Here is a 23,487-nt window from a genome sequence, read left to right as displayed (position 1 = left end):
CTTATCGTTTAACACAATAAATTGCAACATGGGAATGAACAATTAGAAGATCGACAAATCATAACGATTGGAGAGGATTTCTAACAATTTCAAACCAACAACACTGTTTCCCTTCTCATCAAGACTGGGGCCGTAAACAGCGATTCCTCCAAATTCATTTAATGATGCGAGGACGGATCCAGACACACCACTTTTTGCAGGAATACCGACTTTGATGGCGAATGAGCCTGAAGCGTCATACATCCCACACGTGACCATGAATGTCTTGCATATTCTCGCAAGATGCCTCGGAATGATTCTGCGTCCCGATTGGATGTCCTTCCCTCCATTTGCAAGGAGTGCTCCAATCCGCGCCAGTTGACAAACGTTTACCTCGATCGCGCATTGTTTCGTATAAGCATCAAGGGTTTCTTCGACACTACCCGTAACAATTTGATGCTGCTTCATGTAGAAAAGCAGAGACCGGTTCAGAAATGCAGACTCAAATTCTGAAGTCGCAACTTCTTCGTTGTAACCGATGGAGTGGTCATCGGTTAAATCATGAATAAAGCTTAACAAGCGTCCAACTTTCTCATCAGGCGTTTCCCCATGGATCATATTTGTCACCGCAAGCGCTCCGGCATTGATCATGGGATTGAGCGGCTTGGATGGAATTTGTTCCAGACGGTAAATCGAATGAAAGGGGTCCCCTGTTGGTTCCATACCGACACGATCGAACACATAACTTTCTCCATTGTCCATAAGAGCCAAAGCAAGAGAAATGACTTTTGATATGCTTTGGAGTGTAAATCGTACTTCCGTTTCTCCAGCCTCCACTGTATCTCCATCAATATAATGAATGGCGACAGCGAGATCTTCTGGATTGCTCCGGGATAGCGCCGGGATATAATTGGCCACTTGACCGTCGTATGCATAAGGTCGTACGTTATCTAACCATTCTTGAAGTTCACTTTGTGATATATCTTTAATCAAACGATCATGCCTCCTTTAATGAAATCGAATTCATTTTTTGCTATGATTTTGGATGGATGACTTTTTATTATTCGAAAGGTGGCCAAAGCCATGATTGTTCAAATAGCAGGAAATGTTAAATTCACAATTACCCTCGACCCTACGGTCTGGATCTTCGACGATCGAAAGAAGACGTTTTCGGAAGTGTTCGAAGGCGAAGAAAAACCAACAGAATCAACAGAAGAAGACGAATTAAAGCGCCAGTCTACCCGCTTTGACAGAGAAGTCTATCAACAAAAAATCAACCCCCCTGTCAACAAAAGCATCAATCGTTATGAAAAGCAGCGGATCTTGAAAGGCACCTTCCTCATGCCACTGAAACCCTTTCTACATACCAGCGAACCAGCTGCCGATGTGAAAAAGGCGGCATTGGTTACAGATGAGGGCGAAGAAGTGATTGATGCAGATGTTTTATCTGACTCGCTTTTACTTTTCGCTGAAAACGGAAAGCCTTTGCAAGAACATGGCCCTGTTCACCTTTATTTCAAAGACGGGTCCAACCGCTCCGAGCCGATCAAAGGAATTAAAAAAATCATATTGCAATAAATCACCGGGCAGCTTTTTAAGCTGTCCTTTTTGTATATTATCTGCAAGCTGACGCAGGCTATAAATAAAAAAAAGTGGTGATTCCTTTGAAACGATTGATTTGGTTAGCAGCTCTTATAGCCTTAGTTGCGTGTCAGCAAAACGGCGGTGAAGAGTCACTGCTTCAAGAGCGACAAAATGATCCTGAGTTAAAGTATGTCACGGATTCTGATCCGGTGGAAAAGAAAAGCATGACGAGTCAGCAAGCAGCCAGACATTTAGCTAAGCTGGCCGTTCAAGTCCCGGATGTTCATGATGCAACAGCTCTTGTCCTCGGCAACTATGTAGTCGTCGGAATTGATGTGGACAAAGATCTGGACCGCTCCCGCGTAGGAGTAATCAAATACTCTGTAGCAGAGGCGTTGAAACATGACCCATACGGAAAACAAGCAGCTGTCATCGCAGATGCAGACGGCGTAGAGCGACTAAGAGGCCTTGGCCAAAAGATGGCGGAAGGCCACCCAGTGGAAGCCGTCACCGACGAGCTGAGTCAAATCGTTGGGCGTTATATGCCGAGTGGGTCGGTTGATGATCAACCGCAATCGAACTCAAACCAGGATTCTGTTCCTCAGAAAGATCAAGAACAGCTGGAAAAAATTGAAAAAGAGCAATCAAAACAAAACTAAACGGACAGAAAAACAGCTAAATCCTCGTCGGGATTTAGCTGTTGCTTTTCTCAAGGATTTCTCTTTCTTTTTCTGTTAACTCATTATAGTATTGGACTCCAAATTGAGATCCTTCTGCTACCATGTCTGAATTATCCAGAGAGGCGGTTTCAGGTTTACCAGCTTCTTCAATCGGCAAATCCTCTGTATTACTTAGATTGTTCTGGATTGATTTTGCTTTGTCTTTCACTTGCTGACGCTTGTCCTCATCTTTTAAGAAATAAGCAAGCGTTCCTCCAAGAGTGGCACCAATGGCGGTAAAAATCCAACGTTTTCTCAAACAAATCATCCTTTCCTCTACTTCTGTAATTACAGTTCCCATTCACCTTAGATGTCAAACGTGGAAATCTCATCTATTTATAAAAATCATCCTATGTTAAACTATATGTAATCGAATGGAAAAATAGAGGTGAAAAAGATGCGTGTACAATGCGTCATTTGCGATGAAATTGAAAAAATCGACAGCTACTGCCTGCAAGCGAAACGACTGCGGAATCGCCGGATTCACACGTACATGTGTCAATCCTGCCACGATCGTATTGAAGAAAACACCAATAAACGCTTAGCTACCGGAAACTTCCGTTTTAACAGAGAGCGTAAAAAAGAAAAGCATTTAAGCTAATTACCCAAAGAGAGAGGCCCTGCCTCTCTCTTTTTTATACATATTCACAGTTAAACAAAAGCTCCCTTTTCTTGAAGACTAAGTTTCGAGACTTTTGTTGAGTGGATAGGGCTGCGGGGAATAGCTCGCTTTCCGCGGGAGCGCGGTGAGCCTCCTCGGACTACGTCCTGTGGGGTCTCATCCTGCACTTTTTTCCCGCAGGAGTCTCGCCATTCCCCACCGCCCCTCGGCCTAATAAGTATCTCCAAACCACTTTCAGAATTAGGTGCGTTCTATAAGTATAGGAACTGTAACACAAAGCTTCCATTGTATGGATAAACTCATAACCACTTACAATAGAGCCTTTTCTTGCTATAGGTAGTGATGGTGGAAGATACACCTTGCTGGTATAGGGGTTCATTTCTCACATAATCGAACGGGGTCATTAGGAAGATGCGAGACTCCCCCGGGAATGGATTGGCTGGCGAGACCCCGCAGTGCGAAGCAGGCTTGCCTCAATCACCAAAGGAAAGCGAGTGGCTTCCCAACCACCCCTAACGCTCAATTCAGCAACTAACCCTGAAATATCTCTACACCGAGTCTTCCACAATCCTGCCGTTTTCTTTAGTAACGGTTTAGTGGACATTTTCTTTAATAGAGATCAGTGTAAATGAAAAACCCCCTTCCTGAGTTAATAAGGAAGGGGTTTTTTGGGTTAGGATGACTCGTTTTGCTGGCGGCCTCCGCGTTCTCTATGAAGCCTGAGCCGGTAGATACCAAGGATTAATGCTGCCACTACCAAACTTTCAGGAAGGGGTAAATTCAATCCAAGAATCAACGTTAATATAAATGTACCTATAATAAGAACGGAATAAACGACAATCGTCTTCATCAAAGGTAATTTTTTAGCGAAACCAAGTTTGAATGTAATGATAGCAAGAATAACAGTGGTTAAGTATAAAAGCATGAAAGAGCGAAAGAGCATCGTCACTTCGCTTTCATCATTTAAGTTCACTTCACTTCCGAATCCCCGGAAAAAGAAATCGGCGACAGGCCATAGGTCTGTCGGTACAGGTAATGTGGACATATCGTTCATGATGTTCCTCCTCATGGATCCCCTATTCTGTTTTCTATCATACTAGAAACGCCTGCCAGATGCTACCCGTGAAACCATTTTCATTATTTCTTCAAATCCTATATAATAAACTTGAATAGAGGTGAGCCTTTTGAAAAACTTTCATATGAACACAGCACTTTTAGCCAGTCTCGTTATTTTATCGTTTATTGCAGTCGGATTTGCTATCGGCCAAGAAATCTTCTGGCTTGCAGCCGTCCTTTTCTTTTCAGGATTTGCGCTTATGAGTGTAGGGTTGAGAAGAAAAAGAAAACAACAGCAGACGTCCTGATTCATGCAGAAAGCGACCTCGATCGAGGCCGCTTTCTTTTATTTCTTCAAACGAACGTAATCGGTGGATATCTCTTCATGAATATTCGACCGGGATGCAAGGACTGTCGTCTTATTTAACAAGTCCAACTCTTCTCGATCCGCACGGGTAACGATCCCACCAACCTCACGGACGATAATACTTCCAGCAGCGTAATCCCATGGCATTAATGTCATCGTTAAGTAACCATCCAACAGTCCTTCTGCTACAAAAGCAAATTCTAGGGCGGCCGAACCATAAGACCTCGTACTGCGTAGTTTTTTCACGAGATCTTCCATTCCTTTGTGATCCACGTGGGGATTTTCCGGTATCAACCAGGAAGTATTAAGCGCGAGGATGGACTGATCCAATGGACGCTTTTGATCAAGCTGAGGTAGCTTTTCTTCGTTTTTATAGGCGCCTTCTCCTCGTTTGGCTGTATACAACAAATCATCCATCACATTGTAAATCAAGCCGATTTCACCGACACCGTCATAGTATATTCCGATTGAAATGGCGAAATTTCTTTTCTGATGAACGAAATTCATCGTTCCATCAATGGGATCTACAATCCAGACGGTTCCGCCGAGGTCTTCTATTTCGTCACCGAACCCCTCTTCTCCTAACAGGTAATGATCCGGATACGTATCATTGATTTTCTTCGCGAAAAATTGTTCGGTTTCCTGGTCCATTTCTGTGACAAGGTCGTTCGGGTTGGATTTCGTTTCAATGGATCGTGGCGAATCAATGTTGGCTTTGATTCGTTCACCAGCTTCCAAGACCCAAGCTTTTGCGTTTTCAAAAATCTCGTTCTTTTTCTGTTGATCCATAACATCGTACCCCTTTTATAAGTATCAATCTTTATCGTACCAAAACGAACACAACATTGCATCAAATCCGCCCCCCTGTCCAACGAAAGCTCCCTATAGTAGAAGACTCAGTTTCAAGACGTTTGTTGAGTGGATGGGGGCTGCGGGGAATGACTCGCTTTCCGCGGGAGCGCGGTGAGCCTCCTCGGAATGCGTCCTGTGGGGTCTCACCCTGCACTTTTTTCCCGCAGGAGTCTCGCCATTCCCCTCCGCCCCTTTGCCTTATAGGTATCTCGAAACCACTTCCAGAATTAGGCGCTATCTATACGTATTAGGAGCTATATCACAAAGCTTCCATCGTATGGATCGTGCTCATAATCGCTTGTTATAGAGCTCTTTCTTGCTATAGATAGTGATGGTGGAAGAGGCTTCTTCCTGGTATAGGGGTTCGTTTCTCACATTAAAGAATGGGGTGGTTGGGAAGCTGCGAGACTCCCGCGGGAATGGATTGGCTGGCGAGACCCCGCAGAGCTTTAGCTCGAGGAGGCTTGCCGTCATCCCCGCAGGAAAGCGAGTTGCTTCCCAGCCACCCCTGACGCCTCCCACGGCAAACGAACCACGTAAAGTCTCGAAATCAAGTCTTCCACAATCCTGCCATTTTCTTCAATAGAACTTGGAAAATTAAAAGAAAACAAAAAAGACGAGCAACTATAGTGTTGCTCGCGCTCATAAGGACCATTCAATAAGTTGCTTACGAAGTTCAGAGAGTCTTCTTTTTGTTTTCTTTATTTGTTCGACATCTCCGGCAATCATGGCATCGTGCAAGGTCACCAATTCGTAATCAATTTCCATACGGATTACCGGGAGCTTCTCTTCAGCTTCTCTTTTACGCAATGCTTCCATGACATGTTTCACTGCTAATCCCTCCCTTTCAAATCCTTACTTTATATATATGTGACATTAGCGACAGAAGTTTCAATTAGATTACTTATATGTAACCCATTTTTACTTCATTCAAACCAAGCGAACACATCACTATAGTAACTTTTGTTACTTGTGTTAGAATAATGTCGAATGTATGGAGGAGTTGATGGAATGACAACATTTAACGGATTTACACAAGAAGACTTTGACGTTTTCTCTATTCCAGGATTAGAAAATAGAATGGAAGCTTTACGAGAGCAGATTTCTCCGAAGCTTGAAGCTGTCGCGACAGAACTAGCAGCGGACGTGACTGCGATGACAGGGGACGAAATGTTCGTTCACGTAGCCAAACACTTGCGTCGGAAAACGAACCCTCCGAATGATACCTGGGCGGCACTCGCTTCAAACAAGCGCGGATATAAGAAGCTCCCTCACTTCCAAATCGGCTTGTGGGAGTCTCACGTGTTTATTTGGTTTGCGGTGATCTATGAGAGCCCCATCAAACAGGATTTCGCCTATAAATTGGAGCAAAATAAAGAAGAAGTTCTTCAACAAATCCCCGAGGAATATGTGTGGTCGATTGATCATACAAAGCCTGACAGTATCCCTCATTCCGATGTAGGTGAGGACAAGTTCTTAAGTATGACCGAAAGACTGAAATCTGTGAAGAAAGCAGAGATTTTGTGTGGCAGGAACATTAAACGAGGAGACGCACGTTTGAAGGATCCAGAAGCTTTCCTTGAGCTTTGTAAGGAAACATTTCAAACATTAGAACCTTTATACCGCTACACCAAACAATTGGATCAATAATGAAAAGGCGCCCGGATAGGAGCGCCTTTTTTTCGTTTACATCTTTACTTTATCGCCTTTATTCAGGCCTTTCGCTTGTTTAACCGCACGGTAGCAAGAATAGCCGGATTCTTTTTCAAATTGGCCGCAGAGAGTTTTCTCTTCACTTTTAGACGGGACAATCTGTTTAAACCGTGTGTAGGCGAGCATCAACTCATCACGATCGACACCTTTTTCATAAGCTTGCTCGACCATACTGTAAAAATTGACGGCATCAATAATCTCTTCTTTTGACCAATAAACTTCATCGATTGGATACGCATAACTCATTTTATTTCCTCCTTACTTGCTCCATCGGTTCCGGATTTCTTCCGCTTCTGTCATGATTCGTTTGAACAAATCATCAACCGAGGGAACATCATGGATCCTTGAAGCCACTTGACCAGCCCAGCCAAACCCATAGGCTTGTTCTCCATCATAAATGAACTTTTTATTCGCTTCCCCGCTGATGTACGATTTCAAGCCTTCGTACCCAACTTGTTCTTCTTCCAACTCTAAAATACGCGAGGTCCATTCATTTTTCAAGGCACGTGCTGGGGCTTTCAAACTCATTTTAATGACGGTGGTCGAGGTTTCATCCGCTTCGATCAACGCATTTAAATAAGTGGGATGGGCATGAACACACTCTTTTGTAGCAATAAACCGCGTGCCCATTTCTACGCCTTCCGCTCCTAAAGCAAGCGCAGCCATTAAGCCTCTGCCATCTCCGACTCCCCCAGATGCAATGACTGGTATATTCACGGCATCTACGACCTGGGGGGTAAGACAAATGTTCCGACATCGTCCCGGCCGAGGTGTCCACCGCCTTCATGACCGACAACCATGACCGCGTCTGCACCTAACTCTTCTGCTTTAACCGCCTGTCTTCTGGCCGCTACTAGAACGAGGGTTTTGATCCCTGTTCCTTGGACAAGTTCAAGGACTGGTGCAGGATTTCCACCTGTTACAGAGATGACAGGTACCCTTTTCTCAACGGCTGTCTGTACCATTTCTTCGAACGGACGACCGTGTTGACCAATTGCAAAATTCACACCAAAAGGTTGGCTTGTTTTCTCTCTTACCGTATCAATTTCTTTTCTCAATTGATCCGGTCCTTCCATGCTCATCGCGGTTAATTGACCAAGTCCCCCGGCATTTGAGACAGCTGCCGCCAGTTCAGAATAAGCGAGATGTGCAAGTCCTCCTTGGATGATCGGGTATGTAATGCCTAAAGCTTCGGTCACGCGAGTTTTCCATTCCATAAGAACCCCTCCCTTAAGTTTCATTTTAGCATGATTGGAAAAAGGATACACAAAAGACTAGCAAGCGATCGAGGAACCTGCTATAATTCATGTGCTTTTCTATTTTAAAGAGGTGGAAACACAAATGAACCAACACGAAACTCCCCTGTTCACAGGGTTAAAAAAACATAGAGACCGCAAGCCGGTCCAATTTCATATTCCTGGTCACAAAGGTGGAAAAGGAATGGATGAAGAATTCCGATCGTTCATCGGAGAACAAGCCCTTTCCATTGATTTGATTAACATTGAACCACTGGATGACCTGCACCACCCACAAGGCATGATTAAACGGGCGCAGGACCTCGCTGCAGAAGCGTTCGGCGCAGACTACACGTTCTTTTCAGTCCAGGGGACGTCTGGTGCGATCATGACAATGATCATGAGTGTCTGTCATCCTGGTGATAAAATCATCGTTCCGAGGAATGTCCATAAATCTGTTACAACCGCAATTATTTTTTCAGGAGCAAAACCTGTCTTTATTCATCCGGAACTGGACGATCGCTTCGGAATTTCTCACGGCATCACGTCAGAAGCCGTTCAAAAAGCCTGTGAAGCACACCCCGATGCGAAGGGACTGCTCGTCATCAATCCGACCTATTTCGGAGTGTCTGCCGATTTGAAAAAGATCGTCAACATTGCTCATAATTATGATATCCCTGTCCTTGTTGATGAAGCGCACGGCGTGCACATCCACTTTCATGAGCGGCTCCCTCTTTCTGCCATGCAGGCAGGAGCAGATATGGCTGCTACGAGTGTGCATAAGCTTGGAGGATCACTGACACAAAGTTCCGTGTTGAATTTACGAGAAGGACTTGTTTCCCATGAGAGGGTTCAAGCGATTTTGTCCATGCTTCACACAACTTCGACTTCTTACCTTTTACTCGCCAGCCTTGATGCAGCAAGGAGACATCTCGCTATTCACGGACGGGAGTTGATGGAAAAAACGCTTCGCCTCGCTGACGATGCGAGAAGAAGATTGAATGAAATTCCCGGCATATATTGTCCAGGAGATGAAATATTAACAAGCAATGCCACGGTAGACTTTGACCCGACCAAATTGATCATTTCTGTGAAGAAGCTCGGGTTATCCGGGTATGACGTAGAAGTTTGGCTCCGGGAGAACGCAAACATCGAAGTGGAACTCTCCGATTTGTACAACATTTTATGTATCGTCACCCCAGGTGATATGGAAGAAGATATCGACGCATTAGTAATGGCTCTAGATAAACTTTCCCAAGAGCACTCTGACAAAGAAGCGACCGAAAACATTCGAGTGAAGGTTCCTGAGATCCCTGTGCTCGCTCTTTCTCCAAGAGAGGCCTTCTACTCTTCAACAGAGACGGTGCTACTAAAAGAAGCTGTCGGAAGAATCAGCGCCGAATTCGTCATGGTGTATCCTCCCGGTATCCCGATCTTTATACCAGGAGAAATCATCACCCAGGAGAACATTGACTATATACATGAAAATGTTGAAGCCGGCCTTCCTGTACAAGGTCCAGAGGATGACACTCTTGAAACGATCCAAGTCATTCGCGAACAACGTGCGTTCAAATAAAAAGAAGCCTGCCTTGGGCTTCTTTTTTGTTTGTCTAATCTTTGCACGTGCTTCTCTCTTCTTGCGCGCGTTTCTCTCTTCTTGCGCGCGTTTCTCTCTTCTTGCGCGCGTTTCTCTCTTCTTGCGCGCGTTTCTCTCTTCTTGCGCGCGTTTCTCTCTTCTTGCGCGCGTTTCTCTCTTCTTGCGCGCGTTTCTCTCTTCTTGCGCGCGTTTCTCTCTTCTTGCGCGCGTTTCTCTCTTCTTGCGCGCGTTTCTCTCTTCTTGCGCGCGTTTCTCTCTTCTTGCGCGCGTTTCTCTCTTCTTGCGCGCGTTTCTCTCTTCTTGCGCGCGTTTCTCTCTTCTTGCGCGCGTTTCTCTCTTCTTGCGCGCGTTTCTCTCTTCTTGCGCGCGTAGGGATTTCCTCGATTCGGAAATCCCTACACGAAAAAAGATCCAGGTCATTAACCTGGATCTTCCTCGTTTATGCTTCCTTCTCAGAAAGAATGCCCCCATTTAACAGAGCGTACGATTTATTTATCTTCTGGTTTGTTGCAAGTCGGACAGGTGCTGTAAAGAGTAGAAACCTTCTCATTTTCGTAGTGCTCAATTACCTTCTGACAGTCTTGACATACGATCGTACCCATTCACATCCACTCCCCATATTTGTAATCGTTTTCAACGTAACTTTATTCTAATATGGCACAATCGAAAAATCAAGCCCAAAAGTATAACTTTTTATAAAATGTGTCATACTAATAAATTCTCTTCCTATCAGTATATGATGATGATTGATCATTTAGCCCAAAAAAAGATCACTCCGCAGAGTGATCTTCCGATTATGGTGTTTGAATGAGTGAGGGATCTAACAGCTCATAGCCTTTTTCTCGCAAACCTTCTGCTATCGGACCGAGCGCTTCAGATGTCCATTCCCTGTCATGCATGAGCAAGTTAGCACCATCACTTAAGAGCGGTGTGTTCACCATGATATCAGCAAGAGCTTGGGCGTCCTGGTATTCACTTTCCCAATCATACCCATACGTCCAATTCATAAGGAGCATCCCTTCTTCTTCAGCCAATTGCTTAGAAAAGTCGGTATTCTGCCCAAATGGTGCACGGAAAAAAACGGGACGTTCGCCAATGACCTCTTCAATTTTATCGCTCAAACCGACGATTTCCTCTCTTTGTTCCTCTTCAGTAAGTTCTGGTAAGCTCGCGTGTGAATCTGTATGGTTCCCGATGGCAAATCCCATTGCATGAATCTTTTTCAACATTTCTTTTTCCTCTGGTGTATCAATGAAGTGCCCATTCACGAAAAAGATGGCAGGTGCATCTTTTTCTTTCAACGTCTGAGCCATTTCTACGGCATAAGTATCTGGTGCGTCATCAATGGTGAGAAGCGCGACCTTTGGATTTGCCTCTCCAATCGGCTTGAATGACCAGTTCCCCGTGATTTCATATTGGGGTTCAACATTTTTCATGACTTCTTCAGTTGGTTCTTCCGTTTCATCTTTCTCCTCAGGATCCGTTTCTTTTCCATCCTCTTCATTCTCACTCACTTCTTCTGTCGCCTCTTTTTCTTTTGCTTCCTCTCCAGTTTTTTGAACCTGTTCACTGTCCGCCCCAGAGCAGGCAGAAAGCAGGAGAATGAGTACTATCCATAGGCTTGTCCATGTTTTCATTGATGTCCCCTCCACTGTTATGTATTTCCACTTTCTCCATTATAAAAGAACATTCAACATTTTTTCTATCGTTTTCGGGTAAAATATTATATAATGTTTTATCGTGGTCTCATGACTTCATACATATGGGTGATTAAAATGCTACATTCATTGAAAAAATTCAAAGTTTTAGGTAGCCGAACACTGAAAACGGGGATTTCTGTCTTTTTGACTGCATTGATTTGCGGTTTTTTTAATTTACCCATCATATTTGCTGTCATAACAGCTATTGTAACGATTGAACACACAGCTGCAGATTCGATTAAAAAAGCTGCCGTGCGTTTTCCTGCATCAGCCATTGGAGCCTTGCTCTCTACAACGTTCTATGGGCTGTTTGGAAAAGGTGCGTTGACCTTCGCACTTGTAGCTATGGTGACGATAGCCGTCTGTCACAAATTGAAACTGGATGATGGAATTCTTGTAGCCACGATCACGGCGACAGCCATGATTCCTGAATTCCAAGACCAATACGTGGTTTCATTTTTCATAAGATTGGGTACTACCTCCATTGGGATCATCGTCTCGACAATTGTGAATTTCTTCCTTTTGCCACCGAATTATTCGCCTATGATTTACAAAAACATCAATGGTTTGTATAATCATGCTGGTCTGCTTTTGCAACGAATAATTTCTGACGTAACGGCAGAATCTAAAGAGAAAACCCGTGTTATTCAGAGGTCCTATCGACAATTGACAGCCCATCTCGAAAAGACAAACCAGCTTTCTCAATACCAGAGAGAAGAGTGGAAGTATCACCGTCACTCAGAAGAAGAAATGGTCGCTTTCCAACTCTCTCAGCGGAAACTGGCGGCATTCCAACAAATTGCGTATCATCTCGGAAACTTGCAGTATGTCCAAACAAAAGCCTCAGATTTCACCACGCATGAAAAAGAGCTTTTGCTTGAACTTACGGAAGAGTTCAATCGAGTTCTATGTGATCCGACCCACTCGATTACTGAGAAGCAGTTTGAGATGGTGAATGAATTGGACGATGCATTCTGGAAATGGAAAGAAGACCATGTCATAAAGCAGACAGGTTACCGGCACCATTTACCACCGCAGACGATCTTGATTTACGAATTGCTTTGTTTTCACGATGTTTTGGAAGAGTTGCAAAATTTGTCAAAAAGACAAGAGCAATTAGTGAAAAAATGTTACTTACCTGATCAGTCGTAAAGCGGAAAACAAAATCATACTTAGGAGGGAAGTCTCTCATGAAACAAGTAACGAAAGTATTCTACATTTCGGTAGTTGCTGCGCTCTTATTTATTGTTTGGGGAATCATTCCTGAATCGACACTACCGACATGGAACTTATCCAATGTCACTTCCACGATCCAAGGTTTCCTTACCGATAAATTTGGATGGTTCTACTTATTGTCAGCAACTGGATTCTTGATTTTTGCTATCTTTTTAGTCTTCTCGAAATACGGAAAGTTAAAGTTAGGGAAGCCGGATGATGAACCGGAATACCCTTATATCACATGGTTTGCCATGCTCTTTAGTGCGGGGATGGGGATTGGACTTGTATTCTGGGGAGCTGCAGAACCGCTTTCCCACTTCCATACGCCACCAATTCCTGGACAGGAGTCCATGAGTGAAGAAGCGGCTCAGTCCGCCATGAAGTACACGTTCTTCCACTGGGGTCTTCACCCTTGGGCGATTTATGCTGTACTTGCCCTCGCTCTTGCTTACTTTAAATTCAGAAAAGATGCACCAGGAGTCATCAGTGCCGCTTTAACACCTGTTCTAGGTGAAAAAAGGGTCAAAGGTCCACTAGGCACCCTGATTGACTTTATTGCTGTTTTCGCAACGATTTTCGGAGTAGCGACTTCCTTAGGTTTAGGTGCATTGCAGATCTCCAGTGGTCTTGCTTTCACTATCGATGGCTTAGAAGACACCTTCACGCTGCAATTAACGATCATTGGTGTTGTAACCGTCTTGTTCATGGTTTCTGCCATGACTGGACTAAACAAAGGAATTAAGTATCTCAGTAATACAAACGTTGTCCTTGCGATCGGCTTGATGGTATTCATGCTATTCGCAGGTCCGACAAACTTTATTATGGATTACTTCACGACAACATTCGGTTCTTACGTACGCGACTTGCCGTACATGAGTTTCCGTCTGACACCATTTGCTGAAGACAATTCATGGGTTCAAGGTTGGACGATTTTCTACTGGGCTTGGTGGATTTCCTGGGCTCCATTCGTAGGTACGTTTATTGCCCGTGTTTCCCGCGGTCGTACGATCCGTGAATTTATCCTTGGCGTTCTTTTAGTTCCAACGGTCTTCGGTGCCCTATGGTTCTCTGTGTTCGGTGGAACAGCAATCTCTCTCGAATACTTTGATGGTGTCGATATCTATTCTGATGTCAGTGAATTAGGTACAGAAGTTGCTCTATTCTCTATGATGGAAAACGTTCCACTAGGTGCCGTCATGTCCGTAATCGGGCTGTTGCTGATCAGTACATTCTTCGTAACCTCTGCCGATTCCGCTACATTTGTACTCGGCATGCAGACGACAAACGGAAGCTTGAATCCTAAGAACCAGGTGAAATTCACTTGGGGTATTATTCAGGCCGGCGCCGCCGCTGTATTATTGTGGCAAGGTGGGTTAGGTGCCCTGCAAACGGCAGCAATTATCGCCGCCTTCCCGTTCACCTTCATCATGATTCTGATTTGCTTCTCCTTGTTCAAGACATTCCAGGAGGAAGCGAAGAAAGTAGACTTGAAGAAGAAAACAAAATAATGTAAATCAAAAAAGAACCCAGACCGAATGGCTGGGTTCTTTTTCGTTTACAAACTACCTGAGCAATCTATTTAGCTGAAAGTCGATTTCCTTGACCACCTTCTCCCCCTCTTCACTCCTCAATGGTTACGATCGCTTATATGTCTCATGGAGCTGGCATTTAGGGTTCTCCCCCAACGGTTTTACATTCAATGTCAAAATAAAACATACGACTTTCAATTCAATGACAAAACGGTAACATCTCTATCCTCTGCTTCTTTCCTTGTTACACTTAAAATGGATCAAAGACAAGGGAGTGGGCCTAACCATGATGTATCGTATTTTCCTACCTTTCTTAGCTATATTTATACTCGCAGGATGCCTTTATAAAGGTGAAACCGTCCAAGTACTTACAGCTACACCTGAGAATTATGAAGTGTACTTATACTCCGAAGCCGACCAGGAAGAGGCCTCACAAGATTATTTAAGTGCCCTCCTCGATTGGAAAGTAAAACAGGAGGACAGTTCAAACATGCAGTTCGAACAAACGGAAAAGGACAAAAACGACTTGAATATCCCGACAGAAGACTTACCTGTCCTTATAGTGAAAGAAAAAGGGAAAACGGTCACGACCATATCAGGGGATAACCCACGAGAAGAAATCCTAATGACATTGGAAAATCATATAGCAATGGTTCAATAAATATCGAAGCCACCCATAAAAGTATGGGTGGCTTTATGCATCTACCACAACATTACTGCAGAGAATATCACAACAAGTGAAAACTTAGGGAGGACATTGTAATGTGATATGGTACTAGACGTACTTCTGAAGGGGCAAATCAGTCAGAAGGTTCTCTCCCCTACCGATCAATGCAAAAAAGCACGACAGGCCCTCATGAGCCTGTCGTGCTTTTTATTTTTCATTATTTCACGATGTGGATCGGTTGATCAATCGCTACTTCAGCTGCTTCCATCGTGATCTCACCTAGAGTCGGGTGAGCGTGGATGGTAAGGGCTAAGTCTTCTGCAGTCATGCCAGACTCGATAGCTAAGCCAAGCTCAGCGATCATGTCACTTGCATTTGCACCAGCGATTTGAGCACCGATAACAAGTCCGTCTTCTTTACGTGTAACAAGCTTCAAGAAGCCATCACTTTCGTTAAGAGACAGCGCACGTCCGTTTGCTGCAAATGGGAATTTAGAAGCTTTGACGTCGTAGCCTGCATCTTTCGCTTCTTGCTCTGTGTAACCAACAGAAGCTAGTTCTGGATCAGAGAATACGACAGCTGGAATTCCAAGATAATCGATCTCAGACTTCTCACCAGAAATCGCTTCTGCAGCGATTTTACCTTCATAAGAAGCTTTATGAGCTAGTGGTGGTCCCTCAACGATATCACCGATCGCATAGATGTTACCAATGCTAGTACGGCACTGTTTATCGATTTCGATGATGCCTTTATCAGACATCTTGACACCTAGATCTTCAAGACCGATTTCATCAGTGTTTGGACGGCGACCGACGGTTACGAGTACGTAATCAGCATCGATGGATTTCTCTTCACCTTTTACTTCATATTTAACAGTAACGCCGTTTTCCGTCTCTTCAACACCTTGAGCCATAGCTTCAGTAACTACGTCTACACCCTTCTTCTTCAGGCGCTTCTTGACGATGGAAGACATTTGCTTCTCAAATCCGCCAAGGATATCTTTCGTACCTTCAAGAATGGTTACTTCTGTACCGAAGTTTGCATACGCCGTACCAAGCTCTGTACCGATGTAACCGCCGCCGATGACGACCATCTTGTTCGGGATTTCATCCAGGTTCAAGGCACCTGTAGAATCAAGAACACGGTCAGAGAATTTGAATGAAGGAATCTCAATCGGACGGGAACCTGTTGCAATGATGCAATTGTTGAACGTGTACGTTTGAGAATTCTTTTCATCCATGACACGGACTGTGTTTTTATCTACGAAGTAAACTTCACCTTTAACGATGTCTACTTTGTTTCCTTTAAGAAGACCTTCGACACCGCCAGTCAGCTTGTTTACAACGCCGCCTTTCCACTCTTGTACTTTAGAAAAGTCGACGGTTGTGTTTTCTGACTTGATACCCATGTCTTCAGCGCCTTGGGCGTGTTCATAGCGGTGACCTGCTTGGATCAACGCTTTAGATGGAACGCAACCGACGTTCAAACAAACGCCACCAAGGTTGCCTTTGTCGACAATGGTTACATTTTGACCGGATTGTGCAGCACGGATGGCGGCAACATAACCGCCAGGACCCGCACCGACAACTAACGTATCTAGTTCAATTGGGAAATCTCCTACTACCATACTTTACGCCTCCATCATGATTAGTTGTGGATCGTTCAGTAAACGCTTGATGTTGTTCATTGCGTGCTGAGCTGTTGCACCGTCGATAATACGGTGGTCGAAGCTTAGGGAAATCGCAAGAACTGGAGCTACTACAACCTCACCATCGCGTACGACTGGCTTGTCTGCAATACGTCCGATACCAAGGATCGCCACTTCTGGGTGGTTGATGACTGGTGTGAACCACTGACCACCGGCAGATCCGATATTCGTAATTGTAGTGGAAGCACCTTTCATTTCTTCAGATGATAGTTTACCGTCACGAGCTTTCACAGCTAGTTCGTTGATTTCGCTTGAGATTGAGAACACGGACTTACGGTCTGCGTCTTTAACAACTGGAACCATTAGGCCTTTCTCTGTATCTGCAGCGATACCAATATTATAGTAGTGTTTCTGAATAATTTCATCCGTATTGTCGTCAATGGACGTATTAAGAACAGGATATTTCTTCAGAGTAGATACAAGAGACTTCACAACGTATGGAAGGTAAGTCAACTTGATCTCTTGTTCTGCTGCAACCGCTTTGAACTTCTTACGGTGAGCAACAAGCTCAGATACATCTACTTCATCCATCAACGTTACGTGAGGAGCTGTGTGCTTGGAGTTCACCATAGCTTTGGAGATCGCTTTACGGATTCCGCTCATCTTCTCACGAGTTTCAGGGTAAGCTTCGCCTGCAGCAGGAGCTGCTTGTTGAGTAGAAGCTGCTTCTTCCTGCTTCTCATCAGCTGGAGCTTCAGTAGCTGCTTCCGCTTGGCCACCGTTCATGAAGCTTTCAACGTCTTCTTTAAGCACGCGGCCGTTTTTGCCGGATCCTTGGACCTTACGGATGTCGACATCGTTTTCGCGAGCAAATTTACGTACAGAAGGCATCGCTACAACGCGGCGGTCTTCGTCAACGTCGCCATCGTTTGCTGATGCAGCTGGTTGTTCAGCTTTTTCTTCTTTGCTTTCTTCTTTTGGTGCTTCCTCTTTTTCTTCCTTCGGCTCTTCTTTAGGCTCTTCAGAAGCAGGTGCATCCTCAGATCCATCATCGATCGTGATGATGACCGTTCCGACTGTCGTTGTTTCACCTTCGTCCACATGGATGTCTTTGACCGTTCCATCTACTTGGGAAGGGATTTCTACTACAGCTTTATCGTTTTGTACTTCACAAAGTACGTCGTCTTCTTTAACTTCGTCGCCAGGCTTGACGAACCACTTCGCAATTTCACCTTCGTGGATACCTTCACCGATATCAGGCAGTTTAAATTCGAATGCCACGGTTATTACCTCCTAGAATTAGAGATGATTAAAAGTTCATAACGTCGTTGACTTTTTCAACGATCGTGTTGTGATTTGGCAACCATACTTCTTCTGCTTGTGTGAATGCATAGACAGTGTCTGGTGCAGCTACACGCAATACAGGCGCTTCAAGGTGAAGGATGGCTTTTTCTTGAATTTCAGAAACAACGTTCGCTGCGATACCCGCTTGCTTTTGAGCTTCCTGGACTACAACAGCACGGTTTGTTTTCTTGACAGATTCAAGGATTGTTTCGTAATCGACTGGAGATACAGTACGAAGGTCAATGACTTCTGCACTGATTCCGTCTTTCTCAAGTTCTTCTGCCGCTTTAAGGGAAGAGTGAACCATTGCGCCATAAGCAACAAGAGTAACATCTGTACCTTCGCGCTTAATTGCAGCTTTATCAAGATCTACTGTGTATTCTTCTTCCGGCACTTCTTCACGGAAAGAACGGTAAAGCTTCATGTGCTCAAGGAAAATTACAGGATCGTTATTACGGATGGAAGAGATCAATAGACCTTTCGCATCATATGGATTAGATGGAATGACTACACGAAGACCAGGCTGTTGAGCCATTAGACCTTCAAGGCTGTCTGCGTGAAGTTCTGGTGTGTGTACACCGCCGCCGAATGGAGAACGAACAGTAATCGGCATTGGACGTGTACCACCAGAGCGGTAACGATAGCGTGCCATTTGACCACTGATTGCATCCATAACTTCGTATACGAAACCGAAGAATTGGATTTCAGGTACTGGGCGGAAACCTGTAAGGGCAAGCCCGATGGACATACCGCCGATTCCGGATTCAGCTAGTGGTGTATCGAATACACGATCTTCGCCGAATTCTTTTTGAAGACCTTCAGTCGCACGGAAAACTCCGCCGTTCTGACCAACGTCTTCACCGAAAACAAGCACGTTGTCATCATTTTTAAGTTCTGTGCGCATCGCGTCTGTGATGGCTTGGATCATTGTCATTTGTGCCATGATTTACTTCGACTCCTTTTCCTTATATTCTTCCAACTGCTCTTTCAAGTTTGAAGGAAGTTCCTCATGCATGATACCGATCAGATCAGTAACACTTTGTTTTGGAGTATTGTCAGCTTCTTTAACCGCTGCTTTGATTTCTTCTTTTGTTTTCTCGATCAATTCGTTCTCTTCCTCTTCAGACCATAGGCCTTTCGCTTCGAGGAACTTACGGAAACGAACGATAGGATCTTTCTTTTCCCACTCGTTGTCTTCATCTTCCGTACGGTAACGAGTCGGATCATCACCGGCCATTGTATGTGGGCCATAACGATAAGTAAGTGTCTCGATCAATGTCGGACCTTCACCGCTCACAGCACGCTCACGCGCATCTTTTGTTGCAGCATATACAGCAAGAACGTCCATACCGTCAACCTGGATGCCTTCGATTCCGGCAGCAACTGCTTTTTGAGCGATCGTTTGCGCTGCAGACTGCTTTTCAACAGGTACAGAGATCGCGAAACGGTTGTTTTGTACAACGAAAATCGCTTGAGCACCGAATGCACCAGCAAAGTTGATACCTTCGTAGAAGTCACCTTGAGAGGCACCGCCATCACCAGTGTAAGTGATCGCTACAGCGTTCTCTCCGCGTTTTTTATAACCAAGACCAACACCGGCTGTCTGCGTAATTTGCGCACCGATGATGATTTGAGGGCTTACTGCGTTAACACCTTCAGGCATTTGGTTTCCTTTATAGTGTCCACGAGAGAATAGGAATGCTTGGTAAAGTGGAAGACCGTGCCAGATCAACTGTGGTACATCACGGTATCCTGGAAGAATAAAGTCTTCCTTCTCCAGTGCAAATTGGCTTCCAAGCTGAGATGCTTCCTGTCCAGCAGTTGGAGCGTAGAATCCAAGACGTCCCTGGCGGTTAAGCGCGATGGAACGCTGGTCAAGAATACGCGTATAAACCATACGGCGCATAATTTCTTTCAGATCTTCATCAGATAGGTCAGGCATAAAATCTTCGTTTACGATTTCGCCTTCTTCGTTAAGGATTTGAAACGTTTCGAACTGATTTTCAATGTTCTCAAGAGTTCGTTTCAAAGTCATTCACCCTTTCCTTTCGTATTTTAAAATGGATGCTGTGAGTAGCTTTCCCAATTATGAAAAAAAACTGTACCGATTTGCTCTTTACGTTTTACCCTGAACACTTCTTTATTAATCATGCCGGGGCGTTCATAGAAACTGTTACATTCTTCAAGTAAGATTCAATGGTACAATGTCAATCCATTATGTAGTTTAGCTCAAATCGTCATCATTCGTCAATCACTTCACTACATAATATCTATACATAGTCATAGAGGCTTCTGACAGCAGTCGAAAAATGACTAATTTTGTTATTTTCAAATGCGATACTGTATCACCACAAAATTAAGCCTGTATTAATCTTACGTTTTTTTCGTTTTACAATCAAATGAATTGTTTGCTATGAAGGCTCTCGTAAGACTTCGGAAGATTAAAACCATTGCTGCCGTGTGCCCTGAAACGATAAATGAATCCCATATGAATCTATCCATTGAAAGGAAGTGTTGGTATAAGGAAAGACAGATGGTGGTAAAATCCCTCCTTTTCTATGAGCAAGCGACTTACCAACCGTGTACTTCAAGAAAACAAAAAGCCGTCAACGGATTTCGTCAACGGCTTTTCACTTATTCTTCTGAAGATGGAGAATCTGTTTGTTCCTCATAGGTTACGTCAAGCTCCATCGCATCATATAATTCTTTTTTCAATGTATTGTACTCTTCCGTATGCTTATTGAAGGCTTCATTATGTTCCATCACTTCATTGTACTTCTGATTGACTTGATCAATTTGTTCTTGCAATTGTTCTTCAGTCAGATCCTCGTTCTGCATCAATTCGTATAGTTTTGCATCCAGCGTTAAAGCTTCGTCATAAGCTGTATATAATTTCTGATACGAATCGTACCTTGCATTCATCGTATCGACCAATTGCTGTGCTTTCTCTTTAGCATCTGCGTTTTCTTCGTCGAGATCTTCAATCAGAGGTTCGACCTTATCAAATTCCTCTTTAGCAGCGTCGATACTTTCTTTCTCTAGCTCAAGCTTTTCTTTACGCTCTTCAACAATGGAGGCTGCCTGCTTTGATTTTTCTTGAATTTCATCAAATTGATCCATGTTCAAATTGATGATCTCTTCATATAACTGTTGTTCCTCTGTTTCAAGATCTACCATTGGCTGTTGCTGTTCACGGAAAGCATCCTCTAATGAAACCGCTTTTTCTAGATGTTCATAAATCTGTTCTTCTGCTGACTGACCTGTACAGGCAGATAAAAAAGCTGCTACTGCCAGGAGCACCACGAGCTTATGTAGTCGCACACCTTTTCCCCCTCGAATTCCCTGAAACATTATTGTAATCTAAACGTATCTACAATAGTATAATAAATGATATTAAATTGAAAGTGCCTTTTTCTCATATGTTACCATTGACATAGAGAAGGAAAAGCCTATTCGAAAGAGCTCTTGATTTCATTCATTACTCTTACTTGATTGGAGCTTTTTATAAAACTGTATAGCCTGAAAGGATGTTGCTTAATGATCACAATGGACGATATTGTTCGTGAGGGTCACCCTGCTTTGCGTCAAGTGACAGATGAAGTGTCCCTCCCTCCTTCTGAGGAGGATAAAAAAACATTGGAAGAAATGGTCCAATACTTGAAAAATAGTCAGGATGAGCAAGTTTGTAACCGCTACGGACTCCGTCCTGGTGTAGGCCTAGCTGCCCCGCAGATCAATGTGAACAAACGAATGCTTGCGGTTCATTTCACAGATATGAAGGATAAGCTGTACAGCTATGGCTTATTCAATCCACGGATTGTCAGTCATTCCGTAGAAAAGACTTACCTTTCCACAGGGGAAGGATGTCTTTCTGTTGATCGCGAAGTTCCTGGGTATGTTCCACGCTATAGAAGAATCACAGTAAAAGGGACGGATCTTGAAGGAAATGATGTGAAGCTTCGTTTGAGAGATTATGCCGCCATCGTCTTCCAACATGAAATTGATCACCTTCACGGGATTATGTTTTATGACCACATCGATCAGGATAATCCTTTCAAAGAGCCAGAAAACGCCACACCTGCTGATCGCTAAAAACCAAAAGCTCCACCGTCATGGGACGGTGGAGCTTTTTATTATCTGTACACCATATAAGTACCCTATTCTTGAGGACCTCGATTCGAGATGTTTGGGTGAGTGTAGGGGCTCCGGGAAACAGCTCGCTTTCCATGGGGCGGGCGGTGAGCCTCCTCAGGCTACGCCTTCCGGGGTCTCACCTGTCCCACACGTCCCATAGGAGTCTCACCGTTTCCCTCCGCCCCTTTACCATGTAAGTGTCTCGAATGCTTCAGGTAAATATAAGAACGGAAACTCCATAGCAGTCACTTCTAGCATGAAAGCTTGATATAGAGCACATTCTACGTATACTACAAGAATGGTAGAGGCCACTCCTTCTCTGTAAAAGGGGTCGTTTCTCCTTTATTACAAATGTGGTGGTTGGGAAGCTGCGTGACTCCCGTCGGAGAAATGAGATCGGCGAGATCCCGCAGGACACAGTCCGAGGAAGCTCGCCACTCCCCCACAGGAAAGTGTTCAAATGCGGAATCGCCCTGTTAGACACGGCTGGCATAAGCAGAACAGCAACAAAATGTGCCCTTTCAATCCTTTGCTGTTCTGCTTATGATGCGAGTGTGTGGACGATGGAGATAGACGAGTGACTTCCTAACCACCCCTGACGCATCACACAGCAAAAGAACCGCTGAAAGTCACAATCGAGCCTTCCACAATCCTGCCAGTTGGGTGGAGACCGGTTACTTTAATAATCCTAATTCATAAATAGCGTGGGAGAGTCCATCTTCGGCGACGTCTTTTGTGACGAAATCGCTGACTGCTTTCGTTTCAGGGACGGCATTTCCCATTGCGACTCCTGTTCCTACCTCACGAATCATCTCGATATCGTTCAAGCCGTCGCCAAACGCATACGTATCTTCCATTTTGAGGCCGGCAGCTTCAATCATTTTTTTGATCCCTTCGGCTTTCGATCCGCCTTTTGGAAGGACATCACAGGAAACGGGATGCCAACGAATGTAATCGAAGGAATCATAACCTTCTCTGTACTCCTCAATTTCATCTCCTTCGCAGAACAAAAGCGACTGATAAATATTTCTTCCTTTGAAGAACGAAGCATCAGCACTTGGATGATCGATATACAGCGTTCCTAGGCTTTCTTCTATGTGATCATGGTCTGGAACGGAGGCTTTCATTTCTTCGTGATTCATGAAGACCATTGGATGGTCGTTGTTTTCTGCGTGCTTATGAAGTCGTGCGAGTTCTGGTTCAGACAATGGATTCGTATAAATTTCTTCGCCTTCGAAAACGACATACTGGCCGTTAAAACTGACAAAGGAATCGATTCCAAGTTCTTCTCTCAACTGCTTATACATAAATGGAGCACGCCCGGTTGCAATGGCGCAGTACACGCCTTCTTCTTTAAGCGCTTGGATCGCAGCTTTTGTTTTCTCAGGCAGTTTTTTTTCGTGATTCAGTAGTGTTCCATCAATATCAAAGAAAGCAATTTTTTTCGTCATTTGATTGTTCCTCCTCGTCGGCTTACGTTCAATTTGTTTTATGTATCATAGCATACCCATCTGTTTGGCTAT

At 44.2% G+C, this 23,487-nt stretch carries 25 protein-coding genes and 1 pseudogene; 11 read left to right on the top strand and 15 right to left on the bottom strand.

Going from position 1 to position 23,487, the window contains the following annotated elements; translation table 11 throughout:
- Positions 1 to 42 precede the first annotated feature (42 nt).
- On the bottom strand, positions 43 to 972 hold the full coding sequence (gene glsA / locus ACXACN_RS03825; RefSeq protein WP_474962458.1) for a glutaminase A: 930 nt from the start codon (positions 970 to 972) through the stop codon (positions 43 to 45).
- Between the two features lie 90 nt (positions 973 to 1,062).
- Here glsA and ACXACN_RS03820 point away from each other — a divergent pair, with 90 nt between their 5' ends.
- Positions 1,063 to 1,557 carry a hypothetical protein gene (locus tag ACXACN_RS03820; protein WP_474962456.1) on the top strand — a complete coding sequence of 165 codons (495 nt, stop codon included), beginning with the start codon at positions 1,063 to 1,065 and terminating at the stop codon, positions 1,555 to 1,557.
- A gap of 77 nt (positions 1,558 to 1,634) precedes the next feature.
- A complete protein-coding gene (locus ACXACN_RS03815; RefSeq protein WP_474962455.1) occupies positions 1,635 to 2,222 on the top strand; it encodes a YhcN/YlaJ family sporulation lipoprotein in 588 nt (195 codons plus the stop codon).
- Between the two features lie 34 nt (positions 2,223 to 2,256).
- On the opposite strand, the gene ACXACN_RS03810 is transcribed toward ACXACN_RS03815, so the two are convergent.
- Positions 2,257 to 2,550 carry a hypothetical protein gene (locus tag ACXACN_RS03810; RefSeq protein WP_474966794.1) on the bottom strand — a complete coding sequence of 98 codons (294 nt, stop codon included), beginning with the start codon at positions 2,548 to 2,550 and terminating at the stop codon, positions 2,257 to 2,259.
- 129 nt (positions 2,551 to 2,679) lie between these two features.
- Here ACXACN_RS03810 and ACXACN_RS03805 point away from each other — a divergent pair, with 129 nt between their 5' ends.
- Positions 2,680 to 2,883, top strand: a complete 204-nt coding sequence (locus ACXACN_RS03805) for a YlaI family protein (protein ID WP_474962454.1) — start codon at positions 2,680 to 2,682, stop codon at positions 2,881 to 2,883.
- 694 nt (positions 2,884 to 3,577) lie between these two features.
- On the opposite strand, the gene ACXACN_RS03800 is transcribed toward ACXACN_RS03805, so the two are convergent.
- Positions 3,578 to 3,958 carry a YlaH-like family protein gene (locus ACXACN_RS03800; protein ID WP_474962453.1) on the bottom strand — a complete coding sequence of 127 codons (381 nt, stop codon included), beginning with the start codon at positions 3,956 to 3,958 and terminating at the stop codon, positions 3,578 to 3,580.
- A gap of 121 nt (positions 3,959 to 4,079) precedes the next feature.
- On the opposite strand from ACXACN_RS03800, the gene ACXACN_RS03795 reads away from it, so the two are divergent.
- Positions 4,080 to 4,268 (top strand): DUF5325 family protein, encoded by a 189-nt coding sequence (locus ACXACN_RS03795; RefSeq protein WP_474962451.1) that lies wholly within the window; start codon positions 4,080 to 4,082, stop codon positions 4,266 to 4,268.
- A gap of 38 nt (positions 4,269 to 4,306) precedes the next feature.
- Here ACXACN_RS03795 and ACXACN_RS03790 read toward each other — a convergent pair whose 3' ends face one another.
- Positions 4,307 to 5,116 (bottom strand): inositol monophosphatase family protein, encoded by an 810-nt coding sequence (locus tag ACXACN_RS03790; RefSeq protein WP_474962450.1) that lies wholly within the window; start codon positions 5,114 to 5,116, stop codon positions 4,307 to 4,309.
- 705 nt (positions 5,117 to 5,821) lie between these two features.
- On the bottom strand, positions 5,822 to 6,010 hold the full coding sequence (locus tag ACXACN_RS03785; protein ID WP_160912958.1) for a hypothetical protein: 189 nt from the start codon (positions 6,008 to 6,010) through the stop codon (positions 5,822 to 5,824).
- Between the two features lie 180 nt (positions 6,011 to 6,190).
- On the opposite strand from ACXACN_RS03785, the gene ACXACN_RS03780 reads away from it, so the two are divergent.
- Positions 6,191 to 6,829, top strand: a complete 639-nt coding sequence (locus ACXACN_RS03780) for a YktB family protein (RefSeq protein WP_474962448.1) — start codon at positions 6,191 to 6,193, stop codon at positions 6,827 to 6,829.
- Positions 6,830 to 6,865: 36 nt separating this feature from the next.
- Here ACXACN_RS03780 and ACXACN_RS03775 read toward each other — a convergent pair whose 3' ends face one another.
- Together ACXACN_RS03775 and ACXACN_RS03770 are read right to left on the bottom strand one after the other, a co-directional pair.
- Positions 6,866 to 7,138 (bottom strand): UPF0223 family protein, encoded by a 273-nt coding sequence (locus tag ACXACN_RS03775; RefSeq protein ID WP_474962446.1) that lies wholly within the window; start codon positions 7,136 to 7,138, stop codon positions 6,866 to 6,868.
- Between the two features lie 12 nt (positions 7,139 to 7,150).
- Positions 7,151 to 8,109 (bottom strand): annotated as a pseudogene (locus tag ACXACN_RS03770) (NAD(P)H-dependent flavin oxidoreductase).
- Between the two features lie 124 nt (positions 8,110 to 8,233).
- Here ACXACN_RS03770 and ACXACN_RS03765 point away from each other — a divergent pair.
- Together ACXACN_RS03765 and ACXACN_RS03760 are read left to right on the top strand one after the other, a co-directional pair.
- A complete protein-coding gene (locus ACXACN_RS03765) occupies positions 8,234 to 9,703 on the top strand; it encodes an aminotransferase class I/II-fold pyridoxal phosphate-dependent enzyme (protein WP_474962444.1) in 1,470 nt (489 codons plus the stop codon).
- Positions 9,660 to 10,199, top strand: coding sequence for a hypothetical protein (locus tag ACXACN_RS03760; protein WP_474962442.1), 540 nt, complete (start codon positions 9,660 to 9,662; stop codon positions 10,197 to 10,199). Before ACXACN_RS03765 ends, ACXACN_RS03760 begins: the two co-directional genes overlap by 44 nt.
- A 13-nt stretch (positions 10,200 to 10,212) precedes the next feature.
- Here ACXACN_RS03760 and ACXACN_RS03755 read toward each other — a convergent pair whose 3' ends face one another.
- Entirely contained in the window at positions 10,213 to 10,326 is a 114-nt protein-coding gene (locus ACXACN_RS03755; protein ID WP_089652758.1) for a GapA-binding peptide SR1P, read from the bottom strand.
- Between the two features lie 192 nt (positions 10,327 to 10,518).
- Positions 10,519 to 11,361 (bottom strand): polysaccharide deacetylase family protein, encoded by an 843-nt coding sequence (locus tag ACXACN_RS03750; RefSeq protein ID WP_474962440.1) that lies wholly within the window; start codon positions 11,359 to 11,361, stop codon positions 10,519 to 10,521.
- Between the two features lie 138 nt (positions 11,362 to 11,499).
- Here ACXACN_RS03750 and ACXACN_RS03745 point away from each other — a divergent pair, with 138 nt between their 5' ends.
- The 3 genes from ACXACN_RS03745 (at position 11,500) to ACXACN_RS03735 (ending at position 14,832) form a co-directional block, all read left to right on the top strand.
- The gene (locus ACXACN_RS03745) at positions 11,500 to 12,576 is read left to right on the top strand and encodes an FUSC family protein (RefSeq protein WP_474962438.1); all 1,077 of its coding nucleotides are present in this window, start codon (positions 11,500 to 11,502) and stop codon (positions 12,574 to 12,576) included.
- Positions 12,577 to 12,614: 38 nt separating this feature from the next.
- A complete protein-coding gene (locus tag ACXACN_RS03740; RefSeq protein WP_474962436.1) occupies positions 12,615 to 14,150 on the top strand; it encodes a glycine betaine uptake BCCT transporter in 1,536 nt (511 codons plus the stop codon).
- A 307-nt stretch (positions 14,151 to 14,457) separates the two neighbouring features.
- Positions 14,458 to 14,832: a hypothetical protein gene (locus tag ACXACN_RS03735; RefSeq protein ID WP_474962435.1), complete on the top strand. Its 375-nt coding sequence runs from the start codon at positions 14,458 to 14,460 to the stop codon at positions 14,830 to 14,832.
- Between the two features lie 223 nt (positions 14,833 to 15,055).
- Here ACXACN_RS03735 and lpdA read toward each other — a convergent pair whose 3' ends face one another.
- The 5 genes from lpdA to ACXACN_RS03710 all read right to left on the bottom strand — a co-directional run bounded on the left by lpdA (position 15,056) and on the right by ACXACN_RS03710 (position 21,151).
- Positions 15,056 to 16,465: a dihydrolipoyl dehydrogenase gene (lpdA, locus tag ACXACN_RS03730; RefSeq protein ID WP_474962433.1), complete on the bottom strand. Its 1,410-nt coding sequence runs from the start codon at positions 16,463 to 16,465 to the stop codon at positions 15,056 to 15,058.
- A 3-nt stretch (positions 16,466 to 16,468) separates the two neighbouring features.
- Entirely contained in the window at positions 16,469 to 17,767 is a 1,299-nt protein-coding gene (locus tag ACXACN_RS03725) for a dihydrolipoamide acetyltransferase family protein (RefSeq protein ID WP_474962432.1), read from the bottom strand.
- Positions 17,768 to 17,795: 28 nt separating this feature from the next.
- On the bottom strand, positions 17,796 to 18,773 hold the full coding sequence (locus ACXACN_RS03720) for an alpha-ketoacid dehydrogenase subunit beta (protein WP_474962430.1): 978 nt from the start codon (positions 18,771 to 18,773) through the stop codon (positions 17,796 to 17,798).
- A gap of 3 nt (positions 18,774 to 18,776) precedes the next feature.
- Entirely contained in the window at positions 18,777 to 19,859 is a 1,083-nt protein-coding gene (pdhA, locus tag ACXACN_RS03715; RefSeq protein ID WP_474966792.1) for a pyruvate dehydrogenase (acetyl-transferring) E1 component subunit alpha, read from the bottom strand.
- Positions 19,860 to 20,464: 605 nt separating this feature from the next.
- Positions 20,465 to 21,151, bottom strand: a complete 687-nt coding sequence (locus ACXACN_RS03710; protein WP_474962429.1) for a YkyA family protein — start codon at positions 21,149 to 21,151, stop codon at positions 20,465 to 20,467.
- Positions 21,152 to 21,367: 216 nt separating this feature from the next.
- Here ACXACN_RS03710 and def point away from each other — a divergent pair, with 216 nt between their 5' ends.
- On the top strand, positions 21,368 to 21,922 hold the full coding sequence (gene def, locus ACXACN_RS03705) for a peptide deformylase (RefSeq protein ID WP_474962427.1): 555 nt from the start codon (positions 21,368 to 21,370) through the stop codon (positions 21,920 to 21,922).
- Between the two features lie 716 nt (positions 21,923 to 22,638).
- Here the strand turns inward: def and ACXACN_RS03700 are convergent.
- Positions 22,639 to 23,415: a Cof-type HAD-IIB family hydrolase gene (locus ACXACN_RS03700; protein ID WP_474962426.1), complete on the bottom strand. Its 777-nt coding sequence runs from the start codon at positions 23,413 to 23,415 to the stop codon at positions 22,639 to 22,641.
- Positions 23,416 to 23,487 lie beyond the last annotated feature (72 nt).

The organism is Halobacillus sp. AWM4_238, from assembly GCF_056158265.1.
The sequence above is the reverse complement of the archived record's forward strand: the minus strand, read 5'-3'. Positions and strand labels throughout refer to the sequence as shown.

Coding starts and splice junctions, on each gene's coding strand:
- ACXACN_RS03820 (WP_474962456.1), top strand. CDS start 1,063: ATGATTGTTCAAATAGCAGGAAATGTTAAATTCACAATTACCCTCGAC.
- ACXACN_RS03810 (WP_474966794.1), bottom strand. CDS start 2,550: ATGATTTGTTTGAGAAAACGTTGGATTTTTACCGCCATTGGTGCCACT.
- ACXACN_RS03805 (WP_474962454.1), top strand. CDS start 2,680: ATGCGTGTACAATGCGTCATTTGCGATGAAATTGAAAAAATCGACAGC.
- ACXACN_RS03800 (WP_474962453.1), bottom strand. CDS start 3,958: ATGAACGATATGTCCACATTACCTGTACCGACAGACCTATGGCCTGTC.
- ACXACN_RS03790 (WP_474962450.1), bottom strand. CDS start 5,116: ATGGATCAACAGAAAAAGAACGAGATTTTTGAAAACGCAAAAGCTTGG.
- ACXACN_RS03780 (WP_474962448.1), top strand. CDS start 6,191: ATGACAACATTTAACGGATTTACACAAGAAGACTTTGACGTTTTCTCT.
- ACXACN_RS03775 (WP_474962446.1), bottom strand. CDS start 7,138: ATGAGTTATGCGTATCCAATCGATGAAGTTTATTGGTCAAAAGAAGAG.
- ACXACN_RS03765 (WP_474962444.1), top strand. CDS start 8,234: ATGAACCAACACGAAACTCCCCTGTTCACAGGGTTAAAAAAACATAGA.
- ACXACN_RS03755 (WP_089652758.1), bottom strand. CDS start 10,326: ATGGGTACGATCGTATGTCAAGACTGTCAGAAGGTAATTGAGCACTAC.
- ACXACN_RS03750 (WP_474962440.1), bottom strand. CDS start 11,361: ATGAAAACATGGACAAGCCTATGGATAGTACTCATTCTCCTGCTTTCT.
- ACXACN_RS03745 (WP_474962438.1), top strand. CDS start 11,500: ATGCTACATTCATTGAAAAAATTCAAAGTTTTAGGTAGCCGAACACTG.
- ACXACN_RS03740 (WP_474962436.1), top strand. CDS start 12,615: ATGAAACAAGTAACGAAAGTATTCTACATTTCGGTAGTTGCTGCGCTC.
- ACXACN_RS03735 (WP_474962435.1), top strand. CDS start 14,458: ATGATGTATCGTATTTTCCTACCTTTCTTAGCTATATTTATACTCGCA.
- lpdA (WP_474962433.1), bottom strand. CDS start 16,465: ATGGTAGTAGGAGATTTCCCAATTGAACTAGATACGTTAGTTGTCGGT.
- ACXACN_RS03720 (WP_474962430.1), bottom strand. CDS start 18,773: ATGGCACAAATGACAATGATCCAAGCCATCACAGACGCGATGCGCACA.
- def (WP_474962427.1), top strand. CDS start 21,368: ATGATCACAATGGACGATATTGTTCGTGAGGGTCACCCTGCTTTGCGT.
- ACXACN_RS03700 (WP_474962426.1), bottom strand. CDS start 23,415: ATGACGAAAAAAATTGCTTTCTTTGATATTGATGGAACACTACTGAAT.